The sequence below is a fragment of the Rugosimonospora africana genome (genome assembly GCF_016862975.1).
GTDB lineage: Bacteria > Actinomycetota > Actinomycetes > Mycobacteriales > Micromonosporaceae > Rugosimonospora > Rugosimonospora africana.
The window spans coordinates 119,916-142,731 of the sequence record NZ_BONZ01000034.1 but is presented as its reverse complement, the minus strand read 5'-3'; the positions used below and the strand labels follow the sequence as shown (position 1 = coordinate 142,731).

Genomic DNA, 22,816 nt, shown 5'->3' with positions numbered 1-22,816 from the left:
CTCACCTCGGTGGCCGAGCTGGGGGTCGTGGCCGTCGGCCGGATGCGCCCGCTCAGTCGTCGATCGTCTGTGCCGCGTTGGCGATCGGTTCGAGCCCCGCGATCAGCTCGTCGAGCTCGTCCGCGCTGAGCACGTCGTACGCGGGCGCTGCCAGATCGTCGGTGAGGGACTCGATCCGCTGCCTGGTCTGCCGGCCGGCGTCGGTGAACCCGCCGGCGGCGTCCACCAGGCCGCGGCCGCGTAGCCCGTCAACGACAGCGGCCAACTGCGCCTTGGGCAGGTGATGGATCCGGCCGAATTCCTCCGCCCTCATCCCGAGGGAAACAGCGAGCAGGACGTGGGCTTCGGTGCCGCCGATGCCGTGAGTGACGAGGGCGACGTTGTGGCCGTCCCCGCGGTGCTCCCGTAGCAGCGTCGCCGCGTGCCAGAGCCTGGCCACCGGCTCCTCGGGCACGGCGAGCCTCCGGAGCCCGGCGTACAGCGCCCGGCCCTCGGTGGGCGCACTGACCGCTGCTCGGGTAGCGAGGTCGGCGACCTGTACCAGACCGGGCGAGTCGGCCAGCTTCCCGATCACCTGTCGTAGTGCGGCAGCGCTGCCCTGCTCGCGCATGGCGATCGCCTCCTGCGGGGTGATCTTCCCCCAGACCCACGGGATGTGCCGCGCCACCTCACCATCGGCGAAGTTGTAGAAGACCGCGTGCACCACCTCAGCCGGCGCCAGCCCCAGCGGCGCGGCGCGGCCCGCGAAGTATCCGTCCCAGTAGTTGCGCATGCCGAGGGCCAGGAACGCCTCGTTCGGCACGTCCGAAAACGTGACGGCGGCGATCGGCTCGACGAGCTCGAACATACGGTGAACCTTGGCCAGTGAATGCGGCATCGGTCGGCCCCTCCTGCGGTCGTGACAGCCCCTCGTGGGCAGCCCCTCACCCGAGCTACGAACAGCCCGGGCCGGATACGACAACTCCGCCGACATCAACCCAGCCAAGATCAGGATCACTCTCATGCCGCTGTCATCGCACGGCTGTCGTCGGGGTGACCGGCACCGTCCGTACCGGCTGACCGCCTGGCCGCTGACTACGGCATCTTGCAGTCAATGCTCCGGCGTTGACAAGGTTTTACCGCGTCTTGGCGGGCACCCGTGCATCGCCGCAGTCTGGCAAGATCGACATGGGGAGGTGGGGCCGTTGCAGTACACGTGGGTATCGTCGGCTGGCGGACCGCTGCTCGTCGCTCCGCAATCGGCGCTATCGCTGTGGACCGGTGCTGATCGCACGGATGGACTCGTGGAGGACTGGGGGGACTACGGCCGAGCGTGCGCGATCGACGGTTACATCGGCGTGGTCGCCGTCGGTCAGCGGCAGGCGCTTGTTCTGGGCGACGAGCCGGCGACGACGACGTACGTACCCTCGGAACGGCTGTTTCTGCGGTGGGCAGCGGCGTACGAGGAAGACGACTTGGTGCGCGCCGCGCGCCGAGCGGTACGCGATGGCGTGGAGTGGGACGCCGATGAACTGGATGATCCTCGTTCAGCTCCAACCCATGCCATGAACTTCGCCCGGCCGAAGGCGAACGCAAGCTTCATCAGGCATCCGGATCTGCCGCGAGGCCGGTACCGTCTGGTCCCGACGTTACAGCCTGCCGGGACCTCTACGCTTACTGGGTGACGGTGGGGTTTGGAGTGAGTCTCGTGGTCCACGGCCAGACGGTGGACCCGACAGGGATGCTGGCGGCGGTGGCCGCCGACCTCGACGCCAACGGCATTCAGTTTCTTCGACCCGACAACGTCGTTCGATTCACCGCGGACGAGCTGCGCGACCTTTCGGTCCTGGCGGCGCCGCTGGCCGGGTGGTGGCAGCAACACCAACCGACCACGGCCGGTGACGTGGCCCTGCGGTTCGTCGGGCCGAGCGGCGTCACGGAATGACCTACAGCCGGCCGGACCTGGCAGTTGAGTACGTGCGGCACACGATCGAAGTCGACAGTGGCGCGCCCTACGAGCCCGGTGCGGCTCCCGGCCCGATGCGTCGGCTTACGGCCGGGCTGATACGCCGGGGCCGGACCGGCTTCACCGCCTCGGAGCTGTCGATCCGCGACGAGGGAGACACCCTGTGCGTGGTTCTGGCAGGACGCGAGCTCGACGATCGGCCCCGCAGCATGGAGTTCCAGGCGCTCAACCCGGAGCATGACGCCTACGACCCCGGCGACGATGACGGCTACTGTCTCGTCAACGACGGTGTACCGGCGTACGGCGCGCTGGTCGAGCTCCAGCTGATTCGCAGCACCCTCAGCCTGCGGCTAACCCATGAAGCCGCACGAGCTTGGGGAGCTCGCTCGACGGCCCTCACCATCAGGCTCCGCCTCGCACACCACGAAATCGAACAACTGCGCCTGGAGCTACAGCGCATATTCTCCTTTCGAAACGCTCAGCTCCCGGCCCCCACAATCCACCTTGATTAGCCGCTCGCAAGATCGGTGCGCGGAATGGACGGCTGCCGTCGGGCCAGTCGCTGAGCGCATCGGACGACTCCTCCGGCTGGATCCGGGTAGGTACGAGCCCTGCCGTCGACCCCGACCCGGCAACAGATTGGAATCGAGCTGTCTCCTGCAGGCTCATTCCGAGTAAGAACAGGCCACGTAGAAGCGCAGCCCACCACGGCTGGAAGCTTTTCGGAACGCCATAGCTCACCGATTGTCTGGCGTTCCGCGTCGCCTTGGCCCCCAGCAAGTGGGGCATGCCGCGCGAGACGCCGGATCAGGGCCTCTACGATCAGACCCTGGCCCGGCGGGGTCGGTTCCGGCCGCAGGAAGGTACAGCGACGATGACGAACATCCTCAATGGTCCTACCGAGTTCGCCGGGGACATGCTTTCCGGTTACAGCTCGGCCTACTCGCGCTACCTCAGGCTGGTTCCTGGCGCGGGAGTGGTCCGGCGCACCGTCGATTCGCGCGCCACCACCCGCCTGGTGTTGGGTGGCGGCAGTGGGCACTTCCCGTGGACGGCCGGGTTCGTCGGCGCCGGGCTCGCCGACGGCGCGGCGCTGGGTGACGTGTTCACCTCGCCGTCCGCCGAGCAGATCTACCGGGTGGCCAAGATCCTGCCCCCTGCCGGAGGCGTGCTGTTCTGTTACGGAAACTATGCCGGCGACGTGCTGCACTTCGACATGGCGCAGGCACGGCTGCGCGGCGAGGGTGTGGACTGTCGCAGTGTCGTGGTCACCGACGACGTCGCGTCGGGCGCCGCGGACAACGCCGCCGTCCGGCGCGGCATCGCCGGGAGCCTCGCGGTGTTCAAGGTTGCCGGCGCGGCGGTCGCCCGCGGCGACGGCATTGACGATGTCGAGCGGATTGCCCGACTGGCCAATGCTCGCACCCGCAGCCTCGGTGTGGCGTTCGCCGGCTGCACGCTTCCCGGCGCCGCCGAGCCGCTGTTTCGGGTCGAGCCCGGCTCGATCGCTGTCGGGTTGGGCATCCACGGCGAACCAGGGATCCGTACGGTGCCGTCGATGCCGGCCCGGGAGCTGGCCGCCACACTCGTGGCGGCGCTACTGCCCGAGGCGCCGGTGGGCAACTCCGGCCGGGTCACGGCGATCCTCAACGGACTGGGCGCCACCTCTCACGAGGAGCTGTACGTGCTGTGGGGCGGGATCGCCCGGCAGCTCGACGACGCAGGGATCGAGGTTGTCCTGCCGGAGGTCGGTGAGCTGGCTACCAGCCTGGACATGGCTGGCTGTTCACTGACGCTCAGCTGGCTGGACGATGAGCTGGAGGAGCTGTGGGCCGCGCCGGCCGACACCCCGTCGTTCCGGCGTGCTCCGGCGCAAGTACAGGCGGTCGACGGCGAGCAGTTGGCTGTCGCTGTCCCCGAGGTTGGGGCGGCGGACGGCCGGTTCGCAGAGCATGGCGGCGCCGCCGGTCCGGAGGTCGACCTCGCCCGTGCCGTGCTGGTGGCTATGCTCGCCGCGGTCAGCGAGGCGGAGGCGGAGCTGGGGCGGCTCGATGCGATCGCGGGGGATGGCGACCACGGCAGCGGCATGACCCGGGGCCTGCGTGCCGCTGTCGAGGCCGCCACGTCCGGTCACAGCGATCTGTCCTCGTTGCTGCGCGCGGCGGGCGCCGCCTGGTCGGACAAGGGTGGCGGCACCAGCGGCGCCTTGTGGGGCGTGCTGCTCGGCGGGGTCGCCGACGGGTTGGCCGCCGACGGGCAGGGATACTCTGCCTCGCGCATCGTGGCGGCGGTGAGTCTCGGCTGCGATCGGGTGGCTGAGGTCGGCCACGCGTCGGTCGGCGACAAGACGATGCTCGATGCGTTCGTTCCGTTCGTCGACGCGCTGCGCGCTGCGGTTGATTCGGGAGCCCCGCTGGGTGCGGCGTGGAGCGGTGCGGCCCAGGTCGCGACGGAGGCTGCGGCGGCGACCGCCGACCTGCGCCCACGCCTGGGCCGGGCGCGGCCGTTGGCCGAGCGCAGCCTCGGTTCGCCGGATCCGGGCGCGGTGTCGCTGGCGCTGTGCCTGAACGCGGCCGGGTCCGTACTCGCCGCGCTCCCGGCGTAGCCTGCCGGAGCGCCAGCGCCTCCACGAGGTGGGGCCTCCTCGCTCACGCCCGGGCGTGCGGTCCGGTATTACAGGGTATGGCGAGTGCCGCATGGTCGGCGGCGGTTGCCCCGGAGGTGCTCTCCGGGACAACCGCCGCCGTGGTTGTTCAGGCGTGCCTGGGGTTGTAGCGCCTGACCAGCGGCGCCAGGTTCAGCAGCAGTCCGACCACGGCGACCCCGGTGACGAGGTTGACGCCCGGGTGGAACTGGCGGAAGTCGGCCGCGCTGTCGGTTGACGAGCCGCCGGCGACCAGCGCGGTGACTACCGCCAGCACCAGTGCCGCACCGACCTGGCCTGAGGTCTGCACCAGGCCGGAGGCCAGTCCCTGCTCGGAGTCGTCGATACCGTGGGTCGCCTGTGCCGTGATGGAGCTGAACCCGAAGGCGAACCCGCCGCCGAGCAGGATCATGGTGGGCAGGATGGTGATCGCGTAGTGCGGGCTGTTGCCGGCTGTGGCCAGGAACCAGACGTATCCCAGGCTGAGGGAGGCCATGGAGGTGACGATGAGCCGCTGCGACCCGTATCGGTCGATGAGCCGGCCGACGAACGGTGAGCCGAAGGCGACCACGAGCCCGGCGGGTAGCAGGGCGAATGCCATCTTCAGCGGCGACCAGTGCAGGACGGTCTGCAGGTAGAGCGTCATCATGAACTGGTAACTCAGGTACGAGCCGAACAGCGCGATCATGCTCAGATTGGCTCGTACGATCGAGCCGACCCGCAGGATTCCCAGCCGGATCAGCGGGTGCGCGACCCGGTTCTCGGTCACGACGAAGGTGACCAGTAGGGCGACCGCGACAACGATGGAGGCGATGGTGACCGGGTCGAGCCAGCCGCGTTGGGGCGCCGAGACCACCGTGTAGACGGCCAGCAGCATGCCCGTGGTGAGGGTCAGGGCGCCGACCAGATCGTGGCCGCCCTCGGTCGCCCGGGAGTCGCGGTGGATCAGGGCGATCCCGGCGATGAGCGCCACGACGGCCAGCGGTGCCGGGATCAGGAAGGTCCACCGCCAGCCGAAGCTGGTGAGCAGTCCGCCGAGGATGAGCCCGCTGGAGTAGCCGCTGGCGCCGAACACCGAGAAGACCGACAGGGCCCGGTTGCGCCCACGTCCCTCGTGGAAGGTCGTGGTCAGGATGGACAGGGCGGTCGGTGCGGTGAATGCCGCGGCCAGGCCCTTGATGAAGCGGGTACCGATGAGCAGGGTGCCGTTGTTGATCAGTCCGCCGGCCAGGGAGGCCACGGCGAAGACGCCGAGCGCGATCAGGAAGGTGTTGCGGCGGCCGAGCAGGTCGGCGGTGCGTCCGCCGAGTAGGAGCAGCCCGCCGTACCCGAGGACGTAGCCGTTGACGATCCACTGCAGGGACGTGGTCGACAGGTGCAGGTCGGTACCGATGGACGGCAGGGCCACCCCGACCATGGAGACATCGAGTCCGTCAAGGAACAGAACGGTACACAGCACCGCAAGAATGCCCCAGAGGCGCGGGGTCCAGCGTTGCTCGCTGGCTGGGTCGGTGAGGGCCGTGGCGGCCCCGGCGGTTGTGGGGACAGTGGAGACCGGAAGGGTTTCGGTGCTGGTCACGTGGAACGACACTAGATGCATGTGCATTGAATGTCCATGCACTAGTTCTGGAAGCATTTAATGTAGGTGCATTAAATGTGGACGCGGGGTAGGATGACCGCCCATGGGGTCCGACACAGGCATGATCGATCGCTGGCGCTCGCTGTCGAGCTGCTATCACGCCGTCGCTTGCCAGCTTGAGCGGGAGCTGCAGGACGACCACGACCTGACCATGAGCGAGTACGAGACTCTCGACCGGTTGATCGGCGTCGAGTGTGAGAAGCGCCGCATGCAGGACCTCGCGGCCGACATGTACCTCAGCCAGAGCGCACTGTCCCGCACCGTCGCCCGGCTGGAGAAGGGCGGCCTGGTGGAGCGCACCCTCTGCCAGGACGATCGCCGGGGGGTGTTCGTGACTCCCACCGAAGCCGGTGTCCGGCGACATGCCGAGGCCCGCAGGACCCAGCTCGCGATCCTGGCCCAGCACCTGGAGCCCCAGCCCGCACACGCCTGAATAATCGCCGGGATCATCTAGGGACGGCCCCTGCCCCCGTGTTGCCCGGCGACTACGACCACCATGAGGCCTGCCCTACACTTACACGTCCGCCCTGAACGGGCTCTCGACGTGCTGGTGCCGGGTCCATCTCAGACAGGTCCCGGTGGTCCGGGCGTACGGCAACCGCCGAGCCCAGCCCGACCAGTACGGAGCCGATGCCTCCGGCCAGGATGAGCGTCCGCACCCCCGCGGCGGCGAGCAGCCCGCTGGTGAGAGTTAGTGACACGCGTCGCATCGCCATAGCTGACCGCGTGCATGCTGAACACGCGCCCGTATGGCCGCTGTGGCACGGTCTGCAACAGCAGCGTCGTGTCCAGCGCGATGACCACACCGCTGGCGGTCCGCATGGCCAGCAGCACGAGCACGGCGGACACCGGCGCGTGGCTGGCCGTACAGGAGCGGTTGAGCGAACTGTCAGCAGAACCCTGGGATCGCCGAGGAAGCGGCGGCCGTACGAGCGTCAGAGCTCGCACGGCCGTCGTCCTCGTTGGCGCGGCTCGGCGGCTCAGTCAGATGAAGTTCTGGTCGACAACCGTGCGAGCCCAGTCCTGTGCGGACAGCTGCTCGTGCCGCTGGCGGGCAAGCTCGGTGTTCCGGTCCCACATCGCGCGCAGCTTCTCAGGTGCGGCGAACGAGACGATAGCGATGATCTGCCAAGTTGCGACCTGTGTGCTCCACACCACTGCAACCGGAAACCGGACTATAGAGTCCAAGCTATTCGGCTGTGCCAACCCTGCGGGCGAGGCCCCTGTGGGGGCTGCGCCCCGGCCTTCGGGCGAGGCTTCCGGGGCGAGGATGTCCGCTATCGAGACGCGTTCGGTGGCGCTTGCTGTGGACCATATAGTCCATGTATGTTGGCTCCTGGCGCGCCTGGAACGGGCCGGGTTCCACGTGACGCACAGAGAAGGAGCAGGAGGATGAGCGACACCAAGCAATCGGCCGAAGGCCTGGCGATCCTCGAGCAACTTAACCTTCTCTACGACCATTCGGACCAGGTCAGCGATGCCAAGCGCTTCAGCGAGTTCCTCGCTGAAGATTTCATTGTGCAGACACCGGGTGTCACCCGCGATCGTGAGGAGTACCTCCATGATCGCCGATGGAGTGGAGCAAGAAGCTCTGTACACGGACATGTACCAGAAGCGTGGGGGAGCCTGGGTCTGCGTCTCCGCATGCGCGATCGCCCCGGGCGCCTGACCCGCCGCCATGTCTGACATTGCAGCCCAGGTGCTCTACGAACAGTTCGTCGAACTCCACCGTGGCCCCGATACGTTCATCATGCCCAATGCATGGGACGGCCCGTCGGCCCTCCTCTTCAAGGAGGCCGGGTTCAAATCCATCGCGACCTCTTCAGCCGCTTTCGCGGCGACACTGGGTCGGATCGACGGCATCCACGCCGTCAGCCGTGACACGCACCTTGACCATGCCGCCCTACTGACGTCCGTGAGTGGCCTGCCGATCAACGGCGACTTTGAGGACGGCTACGGCGCGACTCCCGAAGGTGTCCGGGCCACTGTCGACGCTGCCATTGCCCGCGGTCTCGCTGGCATCGGAGTCGAAGACACCACTGGTGACCCCTCCAATCCGATTCGTGACTTCGATGACGCGGTTCGCCGCATCGAGGCTGCCGCCGCAGCCGCCCACGGGCGGATCGTTCTGACCGGTCGGACGGACAACTTCTTGTGGGGGATCTCCGACATCGATGACACTATCCGCCGCCTCTCCGCTTATGCCGAGGCAGGAGCTGACGTCCTCTTCGGCCACATCATCGACCTCATCAAGGGCTAACACGGCTGCGCGACCGCGCAGCCGGGCACTGGGGTCATGAGGGCCGATCGCAAGGTGAGCTGTTTTGACTGCCCTGGTGACTCGCGGAGGAACCCTGGGTTGCTTACAGAGCAGAGCCCAGTCAGGAACATACGATGAGTGAGAGAAACACGTGATCGACAACGAGGCGGCGACGCCGACACACCACGCATCGCAGGTGCGCGTGGTCACGGCATCGTCGTGCACCGCGGCCGTCCCGACCCTGCCTGCAGCCGCACGCGCTGCCGCCTCTGCCGCGGAGTTCAGTAGCAGGCGGGGCTGGGCGTCCGTCGGTGCGGTCGCGCTCGGCGCGTTCGTCATCGTCATGACGGAGACGCTGCCAGTGGGACTGCTACCGCAGATCGCCGACGGACTGCATGTCTCGCTCGGCCTCGCGGGGCTGATGGTGCTCGTGCCGGGCTTCAGCGCCGCGGTGTCGGCGCCGCTGTTCTTCCTTCGCTCCGGCAGCTTCAACCGGCGCTCGGTCATCGTCGTCCTGGGTCTCACGGTGCTGGTGTCGAACGCGATCGTCGCGGTGGCGCCGAACTTCGTCCTGGTGCTGATCGCCCGCATGCTTTTCGGCGCCACCCTCGGAGCCTTCTGGACCGTGGTGCCACCGGTCGGACCCAAGCTGGTGGGCCCGGCCGGCGGAACTCGCGCCATCACCATCATCGCGGCCGGCATTTCGGGTGGGACGGTGGTGGGGCTGCCTGCGGGACAGTTTCTCGGCAACCTCGTCGGCTGGCGTCTCACTTTCGCCATTGCGGCGGCGGCGACATTGCTTGTCGTGGTTGTGCAGATGGTCGTGCTGCCGGGTATTCCGTCGGACGGGCGTACGCACCTGCGTGATCTCGTGAGGGTCGTGATGCGGCGGGCCGCCCGATTTGGGATGGCAGCGGGCGCGATGGTGTTCATCGGACAGTTCGCTGCCTGGACCTATGTCACCCCGTTCCTGATAGACCACACGCATCTGTCCACCGGCGTGATCTCCTTGCTGTACGTCATCTACGGCTGCGGTGGCATCGTCGGCTCACTCATCGCCGGATCGCTGTTCAAGCGCGGAGTGATCGGCAGCTTCGCCGGGGCGGCGGCGGTGGTGGCCGCATTGCTCATCGGGCTGGCGAGCGCGGGCACTCTGCCCTGGCTGGCTGGCCTGTTGCTCGTCCTGTGGGGCTTGTTCTGGGGAATCGTGAACCCGGGAACCCTGGTCTGGATACTCGACGCGGCCCCGGAAACCCCGGAGGCCGCGTCGGCGGTGAATGTGACGAACCTTCAGATAGCAGTGGCGGCAGGGTCTGGCCTCGGCGCGATCCTTGTTTCGTCGACAACCTTGCGGACGGTGTTCCTCACGGCCGGCTTCATCGTCCTTGCCTCCGCCGTACTCGCCGCGGTGGCGGCGCGGTTCGTCACACTCGCCCGGAGGGAATGAGAGAACTGGAACGAGGCAGGAGGCTCAGGGCCCGGGCGCACTCGGCGCGCTCGCGTAGGGGCCCACACCAAGAGCGATCTCAGCCAGCTACGTCGATGTGCGGAGCCAGTTCAGGCTCGGCCTCGCCGTCCCGGTGGCTTACCGCTCGAACACGGCTTGGTTCTCGTGGATGAACGTCGCCAGCGACTTCGGTGGCGCGCCACCGATCGTCTCGACGACATCGGTGACCATGTCTTGCTCACCCCGCTGGTGTGTCTCAGCCACCTGTGAGAGGTGTTCGATCAAGTACGCGGACACACCGTCCACCTGGGACAGCATCTGCCGCCACCGTTCGACCGGGATGTCCACGTACTCCACGGGACGGCCAAGCTCGCGGCTGAACACGTCAGCCTGTTCGGCCATGGACAACGATGCGGGCCCTGTCGGCACGTACGTCTTGCCCTGGTGCGTGGCCGGATCGGCCAGCACTCCGGCGACCACGCGCGAGACATCGTGGCCGGCGATGGGGGCGTGCCGCCCGTTGCCGTACGGCAGATAGATCCTGGCTTCTGCTCGGATCGTCGCCGCGCTGGCGATGGTGATCAGATTCTCCAGGAAGTAGGGCGGGCGCAGGTGTGTGACGGCGATCCCTGACCAGTCGAGCACGCGTTCGGCGAGCCAGTGCTGGCGGGCGGCCGGGCTCGAATGATCTGGACGGGCGGTGATCTGCGACATGTTCACGATCGACTGCAGGCCAGCTTGTTTTCCGGCGGCTGCGAACGTCGTCGTCGCCTCCAGGAGGCTTTCCGCGAGCGGATACGTGAAGTACGCGCCGGTCACTCCGTCGAGGGCGGGGCGTACAGCGTCGAAGTCGCGCAGGTCGCCGACGACGATGTCGGCACCCAGCGCTTTGAGTTCGGCGGCCCGGTCATCGTCGTGACGGACGAACGCGCGAACGGGCAGTCCTCGCGCGAGAAGCAGCCGCGCGGCGTAGTTGCCGGTCGCGCCGTGGCGACCTGCCGCGCCGGCGATCAGTAGTGTCATCGTGGTGTTCCTCCTTCTGGGATGTAGGCCAACTGCACGGTCCCGTTGGTCCAGGTATGCGTGGACGCCAACCGCAGGGGTGCGTTCCGCCCCGGCCGCGACAGCGGCGTTTCTGCGCCGGCGATGACTGGGAAGACCGCGATTTTCAGCTTGTCCACGAGGCCGTGTTCGAGCAGGATCTGGGAGAGCCGGCCGTATCCGTAGATCATCAGGTCGCCGCCGCCTTGCTGCTTGAGTTCGGCGACCGTGGTGGCGACGTCACCCGGTAGCACCGTGGTGTTGCTCCACGCCGCGGTGGTCAGCGTCGAGGAGAACACGTACTTGACGATGTCGTTGATGCGCCGTGAGTAGGGGTCGGTGGCGTTCGACCACCCCTGCGCGAAGTACTCGTAGGTGTTGCGGCCCATCAGCATCGCGTCGCATGCTTCGAGGTCGGCCATGGACCGGGCCGCGGCCGCGTCGTCGAAGTACGGCCCGGCAAAGGACATGGGGTTGTGGTGCGCGCCGTCCACGGTGGTGAGGGCCGAGACGACGAGCTTCCGAGGCTGAGCGGTCATGCTGCGAAGCTAGCAGTTGATACTTCGAATTTACAAGCAATGAATTCGACAACCGCAGGCTACACTGTGGGCATGGTTGCGCGACGGGCTTACGACGAGGGCTGTCCCGCGACGCACGCCCTCGACCTGGTTGGTGAGCGTTGGGCCTTGCTGGTGGTCCGCGAGCTGTTGTTCGGGCCCAAGCGATTCACGGATCTGGACGACCGGCTCGCCGGCGTCAGCACCAGCGTGCTGTCCCAGCGACTACAGGAGCTCGCCGGAGCGGGAGTCCTCGTGCGCCGCAAGCTGCCTCCACCGGCAGGCTCGTGGGTGTACGAGCTGACCGACTGGGGCCACAGGCTGGAGCCGCTCATCATGGCGCTAGGCCAGTGGGGGATCCAATCTCCACAGTTCGACTGCGAGGCGCCGGTCACCCCGGCGAGCATGGCGCTCGCGCTCAAGGGATTCGCTAATCCCGCCAGGGTCGAGAACCTGACCGGTCTGGTCGAACTAGAGTTCGACGGTGAGGTCTTCCACGCCTTCCCGGAGGATGGCCGGCTGCTGGTCACCGGAGCGACAGGCGGCCACCCCGACGCGCGGATCATCGCCAGCCCAGGCCGCCTGTGGCCGTTCCTGCGCGGCCTCGCTGCCACCTCAAACAACCTGCGGAACAACGGCATCCAGACAGAGGGAGACCGCAAGACCGCGGTCGCGCTCCTGGCCGCCATGGGTACCTGACCATCGCTGCAGGCACGTGATTGACGTTGATCGATGCGCGATCGAGGCGAGGGCATCCTCGCGGCTGTTCCCGAAGCGTTCCCGACCCGGCGTGCTCCATCATCTGTTACGGACGCATCATCAACTGATCATTCTGTATGACTTCTCAGTTGGTTGAACTGCTTTTCTGTGAGGTCATCAGCCGGCACCTCTATCTCCTCTGTTACCACAGGTCGTGCCTCGCTTACGCTCTGTCGTAGGGCCGCGCGCATCGCGGCAGATCGGCGCACCTGATGTTGGCGACGCGTGGCCATGCGCGGGGCGGCAGATGCGGACGTGGAGATTAAGGGCATGCGAGCACGGTAGGCCCCCGCAAAAAATCTTGAAGTGTCCTGTCGGAATCCGTCCGCCCCGTTCGAGGCCCAGGTAGAGACCTCGAACGAAGGAGACAGCGATGACTACTTACGCCACACCCAACTGCACCTCGGCCGCCCGAATCACCAGGTCCTTGCTCGGCTACGGCGTTCTCGCCGGCCCGATATACGTGGGCGTTTCGCTGGCGCAGGCGCTCACACGCGACGGTTTCGAGCTCAGTAAGCACTCGTGGAGCCTCCTCGCCAACGGCGACCTGGGCTGGATCCAGATCACGAACTTCGTCATCGCAGGCATCACAACCATGGCGGCAGCCGTCGGGCTTCGCCGCGCACTGAATCAGCAACTGGCGTCGAGATTGATCGCCGCATACGGCGCCAGCCTCGTCGGTGCCGGAATCTTCCGCGCCGACCCGGCGCAGGGCTTTCCATCGGGTACGCCCGAGACGATGCCCATCAGCTGGCACGGCTCGCTGCACCTCGTCATCGGCGGTGTCGGCTTCGTCTGCCTCATCGCGGCCTGCTTCGTGCTGGCCAACCGCTTCTCCCGGGAGGGGCGGCGCAAACTCGCCTGGTTTTCCATCGTCACCGGGATCGTCTTTCTCGCCGCGTTCGCGGGCATCGCCAGCGGCTCGCACGGACCGACCACGTTGGCGTTCGTCGCAGCTGTCGTGCTCGTCTGGGCCTGGCTCGCCACGGTCTGCATCCACTTCTACCGCACCCTCGCGGACGCAGCCGCCTGAACGTCACCACACCTGAAAGGATCTGCTCATGCGCTACCTAACTCTCCTCAAGGCGACCCAACCGGCCGGCCCACCGCCGCCCGAGCTCATAGAGGCCATCATGGCGCTCGGCGCCGAGGCGACCGCGTCCGGTGCCCTGCTCGACACCGCCGGCCTGGCGCCGAGCGCCGCCGGCGCCCGGGTAAACGTGCACGGCGGCGGACTGAGCGTCACCGACGGACCGTTCGCCGAGGCTAAAGAGACCATCAGCTACGCGCTCTACCAGGTGCGCTCCAAGGACGAGGCAGTCGAGTGGGCATCCCGGTTCATGAGCCTTCACCGTGACCTGTGGGAGGGCTGGGAGGGCGAGACCGAAGTGCTCAAGGTCATGGGCCCGGAGGACTTCGGCGCTCCCGTGTAGTCCGCCGATGAGAGAGGATCGGTAGCCGTGATGGCTACCGATCCTCGCCGCACGGTGGAGACCGTGTGGCGCATGGAGTCCGCGCGGATCCTGGCGGCGCTGGCCCGGCTGGTTCGCGACGTGGGGCTCGCCGAGGAACTCGCGCAAGACACGCTGGTCGTCGCACTCGAGCAGTGGCCCGTGATCGGAGTACCGGACCATCCGGGTTCATGGCTCATGGCCACGGCCAAGCATCGGGCGATCGACGCGATGCGCAGGCGGAGTCGGTATCGGGAAAAGCTCGAACTGCTCGGCCGGGAGACGCCCGACGCCGAGGAGCCGGACCTCGCCGCGGCCATGGACGACTACGTCGGCGACGACCTGCTGCGGCTGGTCTTCACGACCTGTCATCCGGTCCTGTCGACTGAGTCCCGGGTCGCGCTGACCCTGCGCCTGCTCGGCGGGCTCACCACCGAGGAGATCGCCCGGGCCTACCTCGTGTCGGAGTCAACGGTCGGGCAGCGGATTACCCGGGCCAAGCGGACGCTGGCCGAAAAGAAAGTACCGATCGAACTCCCGCCGCCAGCCGAGGCCGCCCAGCGGCTGGCCTCGGTGCTCGAGGTGATCTACCTGATCTTCAACGAAGGGTACGCCGCGACGGCCGGCGAGGACTGGATGCGGCCCGCCCTCTGTGAGGAGGCGCTGCGGCTTGGCCGGATCCTCGCCACGTTGGCGCCCGACGAGCCCGAGGTACACGGGTTGGTGGCGCTAATGGAGCTCCAAGCGTCGCGGACCGCGGCACGGACCGCGGCGGACGGTACCCCTATTCTGTTGCAGGACCAGGACCGGCGGCGCTGGGACCGGTTGCTGATTCGGCGCGGGCTGGCGGCGCTCGCCAAGGCCGAAGGAACGTATGGCCCGTACGTCCTGCAGGCATCGATCGCGGCGTGCCACGCGCGGGCCGCCCGTGCCGAGGACACCGACTGGCGGCGTATCGCGGCGCTCTACGAGGTACTTTCCCACGTCTCGCCCTCGCCTGTGGTCGACCTCAACCGCGCGGTCGCGATCGGCCACGCGTACGGCCCCGCTCGCGGCCTGGAGATCGTCGACGGTCTGAACCTGCCCGGCTACCCGCTGATGCCGGCGGTCCGCGGCGACCTCCTCGCGCGGCTGGGGCGCACCGGGGAAGCCAGGCAGGAGTTCGAGCGCGCCGCAGCGATGACCCGAAACGCCCGCGAGCGGGCGCTGTTCGAGGCGAGGGCTACCGCACTGCGGTGACCATATGCGGAGCCGTAAGCCGTGTCCGGTCGTGCCGATGAGCGATCGCCGTAACATGCGCATCTGGCGTACCTCGGTCGGGTGCACGTGTTGTGCGGGGTGGTGCCGGGCGGAGGATTGGCGGACAATCGCGCCCGGCGACCTGACGGACCTCTGAAGAGTTGGCCCGGACTGCGATGAGTCCCGTCACGGTTGCCGGGTCTGCAGGCACATCCACTTTCCGCGCGACTTGGAGGAACCTTGAAGCTCTTGCTCACGTCAGGCGGCGTCACGAATCCAAGCATCCACTCGGCGCTCGTGGAGCTTCTCGGAAAGCCGATCGCCGAGTGCCACGCACTGGTCGTCCCGACCGCACAGTGGGGTCACCCGATGTGCGGACCGGCGTCGGTGCGGGGCCTGGTAGCCGCCGAGCCCGACTTCCGGCACTTCTCCGGCCTGGGCTGGGCGTCGCTCGGTGTCCTCGAACTCACCGCGCTGCCCACCATCGGCGCGGAGCGATGGGTTCCCTGGATCCGCGAGGCCGACGTGCTCCTGGTCGACGGCGGCGACGCGACGTACCTGAGCCACTGGATGCGGGAGTCCGGCCTGGCCGATCTGTTGCCTTCGCTGCCCGACAAGGTCTGGGTGGGAGTGAGTGCCGGAAGCATGGTGATGACGCCCCGGATCGGAGAGTACTTCGTCGAGTGGTCGTCCGCGCCGGACGACCGCACTCTGGGAGTCGTCGACTTCTCGATCTTCCCGCACCTCAACGCCTTCCCCACGAACACCATGGCCGACGCGCAGCGGTGGGCCGCCGACATCGGCGTACCGGCCTACGCCATCGACGAACAGACGGCCATCAAGGTCGTCGATGGCCTTGTCGAGGTGGTCTCCGAAGGTCAATGGACGAAGTTCCAGTGATTTCCGCTCGGGCGGCCATCCGGATCCTCCGCAATCCGCTCGCTCTCCGGACATGCCGAATCAACGCGCCCACTGGGCCTCGGCTACCAGCCACCTGCGGCAATGCCGGTTCAACTCCCGCGTACGTACATCGTCGCCGTGACTCTGTCGTCGGTGGCCGCCACACGATCTTCGGTTGTCTCCACAAGTCGCTGATGGTCATGTAGTGGCCGTCCATCTAGGCGTAGACACGACCGTCAACCACTCATCCCCGACTGGGGTAACGGTTCCAGGCTGAAGCACTAGGCTCTTGCCGTGCACATCATCGAAGGGGCCGGAGCGTGGACGGCGCCACGCGAGGGGGCCAACGACTGGGTGGAGCAGCTTCGGGTGCCGAACATGTCAGTCGGAACGTACTGCATCCCAGCTGGCGGGCTCGACAACCAAAGCCCGCACACCGAGGACGAGATCTACGTGGTCACGGCCGGTCGGGCCAGGATCGTGACACCGGACAGTACGGCCGAGGTAAGCCCGGGTTCAGTAATCTTCGTGCCCGCCGGTGAGGAACACCGGTTCGACGACGTGACCGAGGACCTGACACTTCTCGTGGTATTCAGCCCAGCGTACGGCTCACGCACGGGACGTTCAGCCGACCCAGGTTGATCTCCGACGCGGCGGGATCAGTTTCGAGGCGCAATCCTTCGCCTAACCGGTCGGCCACCAGGGCAGCGAACGCCGAAGCCGAAGCCGTGGCTGCGGCCAGTCAGTCAAGTTCACCGCGAGCGGGGCGGCGCCAGCGGTGAACTACCTCCATCAGCGGTCGGCCAGTGTCATCAGTGGATCCGCCGGTACGGGGCGTGCCTCGTCCTGTCGACCAAGGGTGGAGCTTCTCCGGGTTGCGTACTGCCCAGATACGCCTGATCCGGCCGCTCCCGATGTCGAACGCCAGCACTGTCACGGTGGTCTCGCTCTGCTGGGCCACCAGGCCGGGCTGGCCGTTGACGGTGCACTCGTGGAACGTCAGGTTGGTTGCTCCGCCGACGATGTCGACGAGGGTGCGCGCGATGTGCTCTGCGCCTTCGACCGGTCGGAGTTCGGCACTGGCGAGGCCGCCGCCGTCCGCGATCACCGTAGCGTCGGGGTCGAGCAGGCCGATGATGGCGCTGACGTCCTTGGCTTCCCATGCCTGCTTGAAGGTCCTGACGACATCGGCCTGCCGCGCTGTCGGAGTCGCCGGAGTGGGCGACGCGCGGATGCGGCGGCGAGCCGACGAGGCCAGTTGACGGCATGCCGCCGGGGTGCGACCGACGATGTCGGCCACCTCGGCGAAGGGGTAGCTGAAGACGTCGTGCAGGATGAAGGCGACCCGCTCGGGCGGGGTCATCGATTCGAGCACGATGAGGAAGGCCATGCTGATCGACTCGTCGAGGGTTACGTGATCGGCGGGATCGACGGTGGTAACGCGCCGGCCGCTCATCCACTCGGTGCGGTCGGGCAACGGTTCCGGAATCCACTCGCCGACGTAGCTCTCCCGCCGGGCCCGTGCCGAGCCCAGCAGGTCCAGGCAGATGCGACCGGCGACCTTCCTTAGCCAGCCCGCGGGGTACTCGATGGCGTCCTGCTGCTGCCGGGACATGGCGTACCAGCGGCTATAGGTCTCTTGAACGACGTCCTCGGCATCGGTCAGCGAGCCGAGGAGCCGATACGCCAGGTTGATCAAATGACGCTGTTCGCTCATGATCGGGCCCCTGCTTGGGGCGATCCGGCCGTCTCCTGGCTCGGCTCGGGTGGTCATGGCGTCGCAGGCTCCCTCGTTCGCAGTTGCCATCAACACTATGACGAGACGGCGCACCGGATTGTGAGGTCGGTGCGTCGCCTGACATTCGCGGCGGTTGCGTCGTCTCAATGCTGTGGACGTCGCTTTGTGGAAACGCGTCCGGCGCGCGGACCCGTCGCGGCCCGGCGCCACGGGATAGAGCCTCGCGAAGGAGGGAAGCCCTTCATGGATTCCGTGAAGGTCGCCATCATCTATTACAGCTCCACCGGTACGGTGCATGCTTTGGCGGGAGCGGCGGCAGAAGGCGCGCGGAAGGCCGGCGCAGAGGTGCGGGTGCGCAGGGTCGCCGAGCTCGCCCCACCCGAGGCAATCAACGCCAACCCGGCCTGGGCTGCGCACCTCCGGGAGACCGCCGATGTCGCGGAGGCGAGCCTCGACGACCTGGCCTGGGCCGAGGTGGTGCTTTTCGGCACGCCCACCCGCTTCGGCAATCCATCCAGCCAGCTCAGGGCGTTCATCGATACCACCGGCGGTCTCTGGTACCAGGGCAAGCTCGCCGACAAGGTCTATTCGGCCTTCACCGCCTCCAACACAGCCCACGGTGGACAGGAGTCCACCATCTTGACGCTGGGGACCACGTTCTACCACTGGGGCGGCATCATCGTGCCTCCCGGCTACACCGACCCTGTCCAGTTCAAGTCGGGCAACCCCTACGGCACTTCCCACGTGGCTGGCGACGGTCCGCCCGACGACGTGGCTCTGGAGGCGGCCCGTTTCCAGGCCCGCCGCGCCGTCCATACCGCGGCCTGTCTCAAGGCGGGCCGCGTCATGGGCTCGTGAGCGGGCGGGCTGTGGTGCATTTTCTTGAGCGGAGGGTGTAATGAATTCGAGTGAATTCGAGGTTAGGGCGCTTCTGAGCAATCGGGTGGACGCCTGCGTGGAGAAGGACATCGACAGGCTTATGTCGCTCTACTCTCCTGACATCGTCTACTACGACGTTGTGACCCCGCTCCGCTTCGCGGGAGCCGCTGAGGTCCGTCGCAACTTCGTGCGTTGGTTCGATGAGTACGACGGCCCGATCGGCCTGGAGACACACGAACTGACCGTTGCGACGAGCGCGGATGTCGGATTCGCGCACATGCTTCACCTGGACAGCGGGACCCGCAACAACGGGATCCTGGGCGCGGTATGGGTGCGGTCGACTGTCTGCTGCCAGCGGTCGAACGGCAGGTGGTTGATCACGCACGAGCACATTTCGATGCCCGGCACCTGGCCTGACCCCAACGCGGAGGGGCACCCGTCTGATTAGGGCGTGACGGCGTGCGGGGCGTACCTGGCTTTCAGTCCGCGTGCGCCCGTACGCCAGGGCCGGCACCCTGGGGCGGTTGCCGACCCGGCGCCATTCGTACCGGCATGCCGCGGTCAGGAAGGCGGTGAGCAGGGCGAGCGCGGGCAGGTGCCGGGTAGCAGGGGACAGGGCCAGGTCGTCAGGGTGGGGGCGGTGGCCTTCCATTGGGCGCGGCGGTGGCGGGCGCAGGTGGGCGTCGCGGTCGCCGTAGTACGGGTCCTACGCACCGGCGGCGGCGACTCGGCGTTGGTCGCTGGCCCGGTCCCATTCGTCGTCCGGCAGCGCCGCCAGCCACCGGCCCAGGGGAGTCCATGGACAGTCCGCTGCCCGCGGCTTCCCAGGCGATGACGATGTCGGGCTGGGTGGCCAGCCACAGGTGCCCGCAGGAGCGCAGCGTGTCTGCGGTCAGGTCGCGCAGTGCCGTGTCCAGCCGTCGTGGGTGCATCGGGCGGCGGGCGCGGAAGACCACGGAGACCAGACCACAGTCGGGTACGGGTCCGCGGACGCCGACCTGGTAGCCCTCGATGCCCCGGGCCAGAACCGACGGTGGTTCCGGGTTGTGTCGGTGGGTGTGGCCCAGGTCGGGCAACGGTGCTGCGGCTGATCGTGGTCCGGGTAGGCGTGGGCCAGCCGGACGAGGGTGGGCAGGACGTCCTCGCGCAGCGTGCAGGACACGCAGCCGTGCAGGAGTGCGATGGTGTCGTCCTCGATGAGGGCGGAACCCCTGACCTCGACGTCTCGTTCGCTGATGCTGAGATTGTCCGGGAGCGTCGGCAAAACTCCTTGCCGCCGCAGTCGGAGACTGGCGCTCGGCGCCGCTGAACCGCCGCACGGTCACCGCGTTGACCGTCGAGGTGGCGCCACCCTACACTCGCGGCCGTGTCGGGTCTGGCGGAATTCAGCGGGCAGAGCGTCGTATGGCTCGTCAGGGCGGGAGACTGCGGCGTTGACTGGCTGCGCACCCGCTTCTTCCGGCTCTCCGAGGAGCATTTCCCGCAGTCGACCTGCCACGTCCTGGCCCGCGACATCGCACCGGCGATGCGGTTGATGATGGCGGTCGCCAAACGGAGAAGGTCCCCCTACGACGTCCTGGTCCGCATCGACCTCCCCGCGGAGCTGACCGGATCGCAGGCCGGCGGGCTGGCCCGGCTGCGCGACGAGCTTCCGGCCGCGCAACGGCGGGTCTTCCTGACCGTGAACCACCAGTTTCATCGGTCGGGTGACGGCCCGGACGATGTCGCGATGGCCTTCATCAACACCTGGCCGGCGCACCGGTCGCGGGCCGAGGCGCGGGAGCACTGGGTGCAGCGGCACGGGCCGCTGGTGCTGGAGGTCGGTCTGCCCCCCGTGATCACGTCCTACACCCAGGTCCATTTCGCCGTCGAGACCGCGTACCCGGAGGTGTTCGACCAGACCTATCAAGGGTTGTCCTTCGAGACGATCACCAGCCAGGCGGATCTGGTCAAGGTCTTCGCCGGAAGCGCCGCACTGCGGAGGTTGAACAGGACGCTGCTCAAGGACGAGAGGAATTTCACCGGGCCGCCGTTGTTCTCCGCATTCACCACGATGCGACCCTGACCGGTCACCGCGCTGCAGAGCCGCCGACGATCAACGGCCGGCGCGACGGATGCTTCATCCGTCGCGCCGGCCGCAACACATTTACTTCGTGTACCAGTAGGCAAGGTAGTAGCCGCAATGGTCGTCGCGAGTTGGCTCAGATTAGGTAGCTGAGCCGCGTCGCTGGCCGCGGCGGTTGCTGGAAAATGGGGGCGGGTCAGTCTGGTAAACCGGTCGCGCTGCGATGCCCGTGAGCTCGGAATCATCGACAGGCTCTTGGCACTACTGGAGAACCACTTCGGCCTGCGTGGGGGGCGTTACGGCAGCCTATCTGGATATCGACTATCTTGGATTCTGTACCCCGCAACCGGGTGGTGATCCGACCAGGCGCGACTCCGCCGACTTCGCAGGCCGGGGGCAGTCCGACTGCTGACCAGCCGGCCCCCGGCCCAGGTCGCCGCTGGTCCAGGCCCGGCCGGCCGCACGTCGGCGAGGTCGCCGCAGCGCTATCCGCGCCCCGGCGGCCCCAGCGTCTCCGGGGTCTACCCGGGGCATCCATAAATGCCCAGGTCACCCGACCGTCACTGCTGAGATCACGTCACTGGACCTTGATCTCTGGCGCCGTCGGCTGAACCGTTCGGTCAGCCCACGTACGTCGTATTCGTGCACGAGCCGTTACTGCAAAGCACCGGCGTGCCGAAATCCGGACCGCTGGCCGTAGTACCGTTGATGTTGAAGCTCATTTGCGGGGCGTAATAGGCATCGACTGCTGCGGAGAGGGCGGATGAGATCGTATACGTCACCCCGGGCTGCACGGGGGTGAACGTTTCAGCGCTCGACAGGTAACCGCAATTGGCCAACAGCCAGGGCCTCTTCGCTTTGGGCTGCAGGTTCCAGCAGTTGAAGATGGTCGTCTGCAGACGAATCTGCGTGGCGGGGGAACTGCATGAGACCTGCCCGGTGAACGTGACAACGGCCTTGCCATCGACCGTTTCCCGGGTGATGCCGCTCATGATAGCGCTACAGCCGTCAGCGGTGAACCCGGCCACGCTGGTGGATCCGGTCGCACTCGCGGAGGCGGGTGTGGCGACACCTACCCCCGCCACCACCGCGCCGAATGCCGCGAATGCCGCGATGGACCTTCGCATGCCAATCACCTCTTCATTCTGGCCGTCCCGACCCGCGGAAACGGCGTCCTTCGACGCGCGTGCCATAGTCCCTCGTCAATCTGGACGTCCAGGTGTACGCGCGTGCCCTCGCTCTTCAATACGACAGCGCAGAGCGGACGGTTCAGCGTGGCGACGAAAATTCTCACGACCCGGAGAGGGAAGTGTGTACCATTTTTGATTTATGACATTTAATATGATTGAGTTCGATGTCGGCGATGTTATACAAGTACGAATACTCGCAGTTCGCTCTCGGTGAGCACGCCGCGCTGCACCATCCGCTTGAGCTTGTGACCTACAGCCCCACACCTCGGGGACAAGCACACCACCGACGACCAGTGCCTACGCGGGCTCGCCGTACTCGGCGACGTAGGCCGCGTAGTTCTCCGCGAGGGCGGCCCGGCCGGCCTCGGCGGTGAGGCGGTCGACCGAGGCGACGGCCGGGACCTGCCGGTCCTCGATGGTAGGAGGCCAGTTCGGCGGCGACGCTGGGTGCCGACTCGACCAGCAGCTTCCGATCGCGCCACGAGAGCCGCAGCGCCCGGCCGATGCCGGTGCTGCGGACCTTCGTCGCCGGGAACGCCGCGTGGCTGTACTGGAGAGCCGGGTTCTGGGTCAGCAGCATCAGCAGTCGCAGCGCGCCACGGATTCCAGGTGGCTCGGACGGATACAGGTCGTCGTGACCACGCATGCTGCCCTACTGGCAGCACACACGAACGTTGTGAACGTCGTCGTGCTCCAGCGACGGCAGTTGCACGCGATGATGCCCGGACAAGCGGGCGATGCGGAGCCTCTGGCGCCATCGGCGCCAGCCCCGTCGCGTACAGTCGACGGCGATCGCCGTCAGCGAACCATCCTCCCGTGGGCGCACAGCCCACTGATCTCGGATGTCCGTCAAACCGGGCCAGGCCCAGACAGCGCGAAAGGTCATTCGCTCGGCGGACATCTGAACCCCTGGCACAGGCCAGTGTGCCGGGCGGTTTCGTCTGGTGCCGTCAGCTGTTGGGCGAGGCGGGACCGGGGTTCTGGTCCCACCCGGGCAACGCGTCACGGATCGCCGATGTCTCGGTTCGGCATCGATGAAGATGTTGATCTTGCGCTGGTGGG

24 protein-coding genes and 1 pseudogene are annotated in these 22,816 nt (G+C 67.3%); 17 read left to right on the top strand and 8 right to left on the bottom strand.

What is annotated here, in order from left to right:
* Positions 1–52 precede the first annotated feature (52 nt).
* Positions 53–847, bottom strand: a complete 795-nt coding sequence (locus tag Raf01_RS18270; protein ID WP_239133712.1) for an SCO6745 family protein — start codon at positions 845–847, stop codon at positions 53–55.
* 328 nt (positions 848–1,175) lie between these two features.
* Between Raf01_RS18270 and Raf01_RS18265 the strand changes: the two genes are divergently transcribed.
* The 4 genes from Raf01_RS18265 to Raf01_RS18250 all read left to right on the top strand — a co-directional run bounded on the left by Raf01_RS18265 (position 1,176) and on the right by Raf01_RS18250 (position 4,550).
* Entirely contained in the window at positions 1,176–1,664 is a 489-nt protein-coding gene (locus Raf01_RS18265) for an Imm21 family immunity protein (RefSeq protein WP_203919111.1), read from the top strand.
* A complete protein-coding gene (locus Raf01_RS18260) occupies positions 1,661–1,924 on the top strand; it encodes a hypothetical protein (RefSeq protein WP_203919110.1) in 264 nt (87 codons plus the stop codon). Before Raf01_RS18265 ends, Raf01_RS18260 begins: the two co-directional genes overlap by 4 nt.
* Positions 1,921–2,457 (top strand): Imm10 family immunity protein, encoded by a 537-nt coding sequence (locus Raf01_RS18255; protein ID WP_203919109.1) that lies wholly within the window; start codon positions 1,921–1,923, stop codon positions 2,455–2,457. The genes Raf01_RS18260 and Raf01_RS18255 overlap by 4 nt, the downstream gene beginning before the upstream one ends.
* A 362-nt stretch (positions 2,458–2,819) precedes the next feature.
* Positions 2,820–4,550 (top strand): dihydroxyacetone kinase family protein, encoded by a 1,731-nt coding sequence (locus tag Raf01_RS18250; protein ID WP_203919108.1) that lies wholly within the window; start codon positions 2,820–2,822, stop codon positions 4,548–4,550.
* A gap of 148 nt (positions 4,551–4,698) precedes the next feature.
* Here the strand turns inward: Raf01_RS18250 and Raf01_RS18245 are convergent, their stop codons facing one another.
* Positions 4,699–6,168 carry an MFS transporter gene (locus Raf01_RS18245; RefSeq protein WP_239133711.1) on the bottom strand — a complete coding sequence of 490 codons (1,470 nt, stop codon included), beginning with the start codon at positions 6,166–6,168 and terminating at the stop codon, positions 4,699–4,701.
* 103 nt (positions 6,169–6,271) lie between these two features.
* Here Raf01_RS18245 and Raf01_RS18240 point away from each other — a divergent pair, with 103 nt between their 5' ends.
* Positions 6,272–6,661 (top strand): MarR family winged helix-turn-helix transcriptional regulator, encoded by a 390-nt coding sequence (locus Raf01_RS18240; protein ID WP_203919107.1) that lies wholly within the window; start codon positions 6,272–6,274, stop codon positions 6,659–6,661.
* A gap of 551 nt (positions 6,662–7,212) precedes the next feature.
* Here the strand turns inward: Raf01_RS18240 and Raf01_RS18235 are convergent.
* Positions 7,213–7,383, bottom strand: a complete 171-nt coding sequence (locus tag Raf01_RS18235; protein WP_203919106.1) for a hypothetical protein — start codon at positions 7,381–7,383, stop codon at positions 7,213–7,215.
* A gap of 237 nt (positions 7,384–7,620) precedes the next feature.
* On the opposite strand from Raf01_RS18235, the gene Raf01_RS18230 reads away from it, so the two are divergent.
* The 3 genes from Raf01_RS18230 (at position 7,621) to Raf01_RS18220 (ending at position 9,935) form a co-directional block, all read left to right on the top strand.
* The gene (locus Raf01_RS18230; protein ID WP_203919105.1) at positions 7,621–7,914 is read left to right on the top strand and encodes a hypothetical protein; all 294 of its coding nucleotides are present in this window, start codon (positions 7,621–7,623) and stop codon (positions 7,912–7,914) included.
* Positions 7,907–8,488, top strand: coding sequence for an isocitrate lyase/phosphoenolpyruvate mutase family protein (locus Raf01_RS18225; RefSeq protein ID WP_239133710.1), 582 nt, complete (start codon positions 7,907–7,909; stop codon positions 8,486–8,488). The genes Raf01_RS18230 and Raf01_RS18225 overlap by 8 nt, the downstream gene beginning before the upstream one ends.
* 151 nt (positions 8,489–8,639) lie before the next feature.
* Positions 8,640–9,935: an MFS transporter gene (locus tag Raf01_RS18220; RefSeq protein ID WP_203919104.1), complete on the top strand. Its 1,296-nt coding sequence runs from the start codon at positions 8,640–8,642 to the stop codon at positions 9,933–9,935.
* A 138-nt stretch (positions 9,936–10,073) separates the two neighbouring features.
* Here Raf01_RS18220 and Raf01_RS18215 read toward each other — a convergent pair whose 3' ends face one another.
* Positions 10,074–10,958 carry an NmrA family NAD(P)-binding protein gene (locus tag Raf01_RS18215; RefSeq protein WP_203919103.1) on the bottom strand — a complete coding sequence of 295 codons (885 nt, stop codon included), beginning with the start codon at positions 10,956–10,958 and terminating at the stop codon, positions 10,074–10,076.
* Entirely contained in the window at positions 10,955–11,515 is a 561-nt protein-coding gene (locus Raf01_RS18210) for a dihydrofolate reductase family protein (RefSeq protein WP_203919102.1), read from the bottom strand. The genes Raf01_RS18215 and Raf01_RS18210 overlap by 4 nt, the downstream gene beginning before the upstream one ends.
* A gap of 72 nt (positions 11,516–11,587) precedes the next feature.
* Between Raf01_RS18210 and Raf01_RS18205 the strand changes: the two genes are divergently transcribed.
* From Raf01_RS18205 to Raf01_RS18180, 6 genes are all read left to right on the top strand, one after another.
* Positions 11,588–12,232: a winged helix-turn-helix transcriptional regulator gene (locus Raf01_RS18205; RefSeq protein WP_203919101.1), complete on the top strand. Its 645-nt coding sequence runs from the start codon at positions 11,588–11,590 to the stop codon at positions 12,230–12,232.
* 487 nt (positions 12,233–12,719) lie between these two features.
* Positions 12,720–13,325 (top strand): DUF998 domain-containing protein, encoded by a 606-nt coding sequence (locus Raf01_RS18200; protein WP_239133709.1) that lies wholly within the window; start codon positions 12,720–12,722, stop codon positions 13,323–13,325.
* Between the two features lie 28 nt (positions 13,326–13,353).
* The gene (locus tag Raf01_RS18195) at positions 13,354–13,725 is read left to right on the top strand and encodes a YciI family protein (RefSeq protein WP_203919099.1); all 372 of its coding nucleotides are present in this window, start codon (positions 13,354–13,356) and stop codon (positions 13,723–13,725) included.
* Between the two features lie 30 nt (positions 13,726–13,755).
* Entirely contained in the window at positions 13,756–14,982 is a 1,227-nt protein-coding gene (locus tag Raf01_RS18190) for an RNA polymerase sigma factor (protein WP_203919098.1), read from the top strand.
* 240 nt (positions 14,983–15,222) lie between these two features.
* The gene (locus Raf01_RS18185) at positions 15,223–15,882 is read left to right on the top strand and encodes a Type 1 glutamine amidotransferase-like domain-containing protein (RefSeq protein ID WP_203919097.1); all 660 of its coding nucleotides are present in this window, start codon (positions 15,223–15,225) and stop codon (positions 15,880–15,882) included.
* 294 nt (positions 15,883–16,176) lie between these two features.
* Positions 16,177–16,524, top strand: a complete 348-nt coding sequence (locus Raf01_RS18180) for a cupin domain-containing protein (protein WP_239133708.1) — start codon at positions 16,177–16,179, stop codon at positions 16,522–16,524.
* A 100-nt stretch (positions 16,525–16,624) separates the two neighbouring features.
* Here the strand turns inward: Raf01_RS18180 and sigJ are convergent, their stop codons facing one another.
* On the bottom strand, positions 16,625–17,713 hold the full coding sequence (sigJ, locus tag Raf01_RS18175) for an RNA polymerase sigma factor SigJ (protein WP_239133707.1): 1,089 nt from the start codon (positions 17,711–17,713) through the stop codon (positions 16,625–16,627).
* A gap of 150 nt (positions 17,714–17,863) precedes the next feature.
* Between sigJ and wrbA the strand changes: the two genes are divergently transcribed.
* Together wrbA and Raf01_RS18165 are read left to right on the top strand one after the other, a co-directional pair.
* Positions 17,864–18,478 (top strand): NAD(P)H:quinone oxidoreductase, encoded by a 615-nt coding sequence (gene wrbA, locus Raf01_RS18170; RefSeq protein WP_203919096.1) that lies wholly within the window; start codon positions 17,864–17,866, stop codon positions 18,476–18,478.
* A gap of 40 nt (positions 18,479–18,518) precedes the next feature.
* A complete protein-coding gene (locus Raf01_RS18165) occupies positions 18,519–18,947 on the top strand; it encodes a YybH family protein (protein WP_203919095.1) in 429 nt (142 codons plus the stop codon).
* 261 nt (positions 18,948–19,208) lie between these two features.
* Here the strand turns inward: Raf01_RS18165 and Raf01_RS18160 are convergent.
* Positions 19,209–19,584 (bottom strand): annotated as a pseudogene (locus Raf01_RS18160) (CobW C-terminal domain-containing protein); the annotation flags it as partial.
* Between the two features lie 281 nt (positions 19,585–19,865).
* Here Raf01_RS18160 and Raf01_RS18155 point away from each other — a divergent pair.
* Positions 19,866–20,564 carry an EthD domain-containing protein gene (locus tag Raf01_RS18155; RefSeq protein WP_203919094.1) on the top strand — a complete coding sequence of 233 codons (699 nt, stop codon included), beginning with the start codon at positions 19,866–19,868 and terminating at the stop codon, positions 20,562–20,564.
* 620 nt (positions 20,565–21,184) lie between these two features.
* On the opposite strand, the gene Raf01_RS18150 is transcribed toward Raf01_RS18155, so the two are convergent.
* Positions 21,185–21,757, bottom strand: a complete 573-nt coding sequence (locus tag Raf01_RS18150) for a hypothetical protein (protein WP_203919093.1) — start codon at positions 21,755–21,757, stop codon at positions 21,185–21,187.
* Positions 21,758–22,816: the final 1,059 nt, after the last annotated feature.

Bases quoted from the DNA above. Each gene is read 5' to 3' on its own strand.
- Raf01_RS18270 (WP_239133712.1), bottom strand. From the start codon at position 847: ATGTTCGAGCTCGTCGAGCCGATCGCCGCCGTCACGTTTTCGGACGTG.
- Raf01_RS18255 (WP_203919109.1), top strand. From the start codon at position 1,921: ATGACCTACAGCCGGCCGGACCTGGCAGTTGAGTACGTGCGGCACACG.
- Raf01_RS18250 (WP_203919108.1), top strand. From the start codon at position 2,820: ATGACGAACATCCTCAATGGTCCTACCGAGTTCGCCGGGGACATGCTT.
- Raf01_RS18240 (WP_203919107.1), top strand. From the start codon at position 6,272: ATGGGGTCCGACACAGGCATGATCGATCGCTGGCGCTCGCTGTCGAGC.
- Raf01_RS18230 (WP_203919105.1), top strand. From the start codon at position 7,621: ATGAGCGACACCAAGCAATCGGCCGAAGGCCTGGCGATCCTCGAGCAA.
- Raf01_RS18225 (WP_239133710.1), top strand. From the start codon at position 7,907: ATGTCTGACATTGCAGCCCAGGTGCTCTACGAACAGTTCGTCGAACTC.
- Raf01_RS18215 (WP_203919103.1), bottom strand. From the start codon at position 10,958: ATGACACTACTGATCGCCGGCGCGGCAGGTCGCCACGGCGCGACCGGC.
- Raf01_RS18210 (WP_203919102.1), bottom strand. From the start codon at position 11,515: ATGACCGCTCAGCCTCGGAAGCTCGTCGTCTCGGCCCTCACCACCGTG.
- Raf01_RS18205 (WP_203919101.1), top strand. From the start codon at position 11,588: ATGGTTGCGCGACGGGCTTACGACGAGGGCTGTCCCGCGACGCACGCC.
- Raf01_RS18195 (WP_203919099.1), top strand. From the start codon at position 13,354: ATGCGCTACCTAACTCTCCTCAAGGCGACCCAACCGGCCGGCCCACCG.
- Raf01_RS18190 (WP_203919098.1), top strand. From the start codon at position 13,756: ATGGCTACCGATCCTCGCCGCACGGTGGAGACCGTGTGGCGCATGGAG.
- wrbA (WP_203919096.1), top strand. From the start codon at position 17,864: ATGGATTCCGTGAAGGTCGCCATCATCTATTACAGCTCCACCGGTACG.
- Raf01_RS18165 (WP_203919095.1), top strand. From the start codon at position 18,519: ATGAATTCGAGTGAATTCGAGGTTAGGGCGCTTCTGAGCAATCGGGTG.
- Raf01_RS18150 (WP_203919093.1), bottom strand. From the start codon at position 21,757: ATGGCACGCGCGTCGAAGGACGCCGTTTCCGCGGGTCGGGACGGCCAG.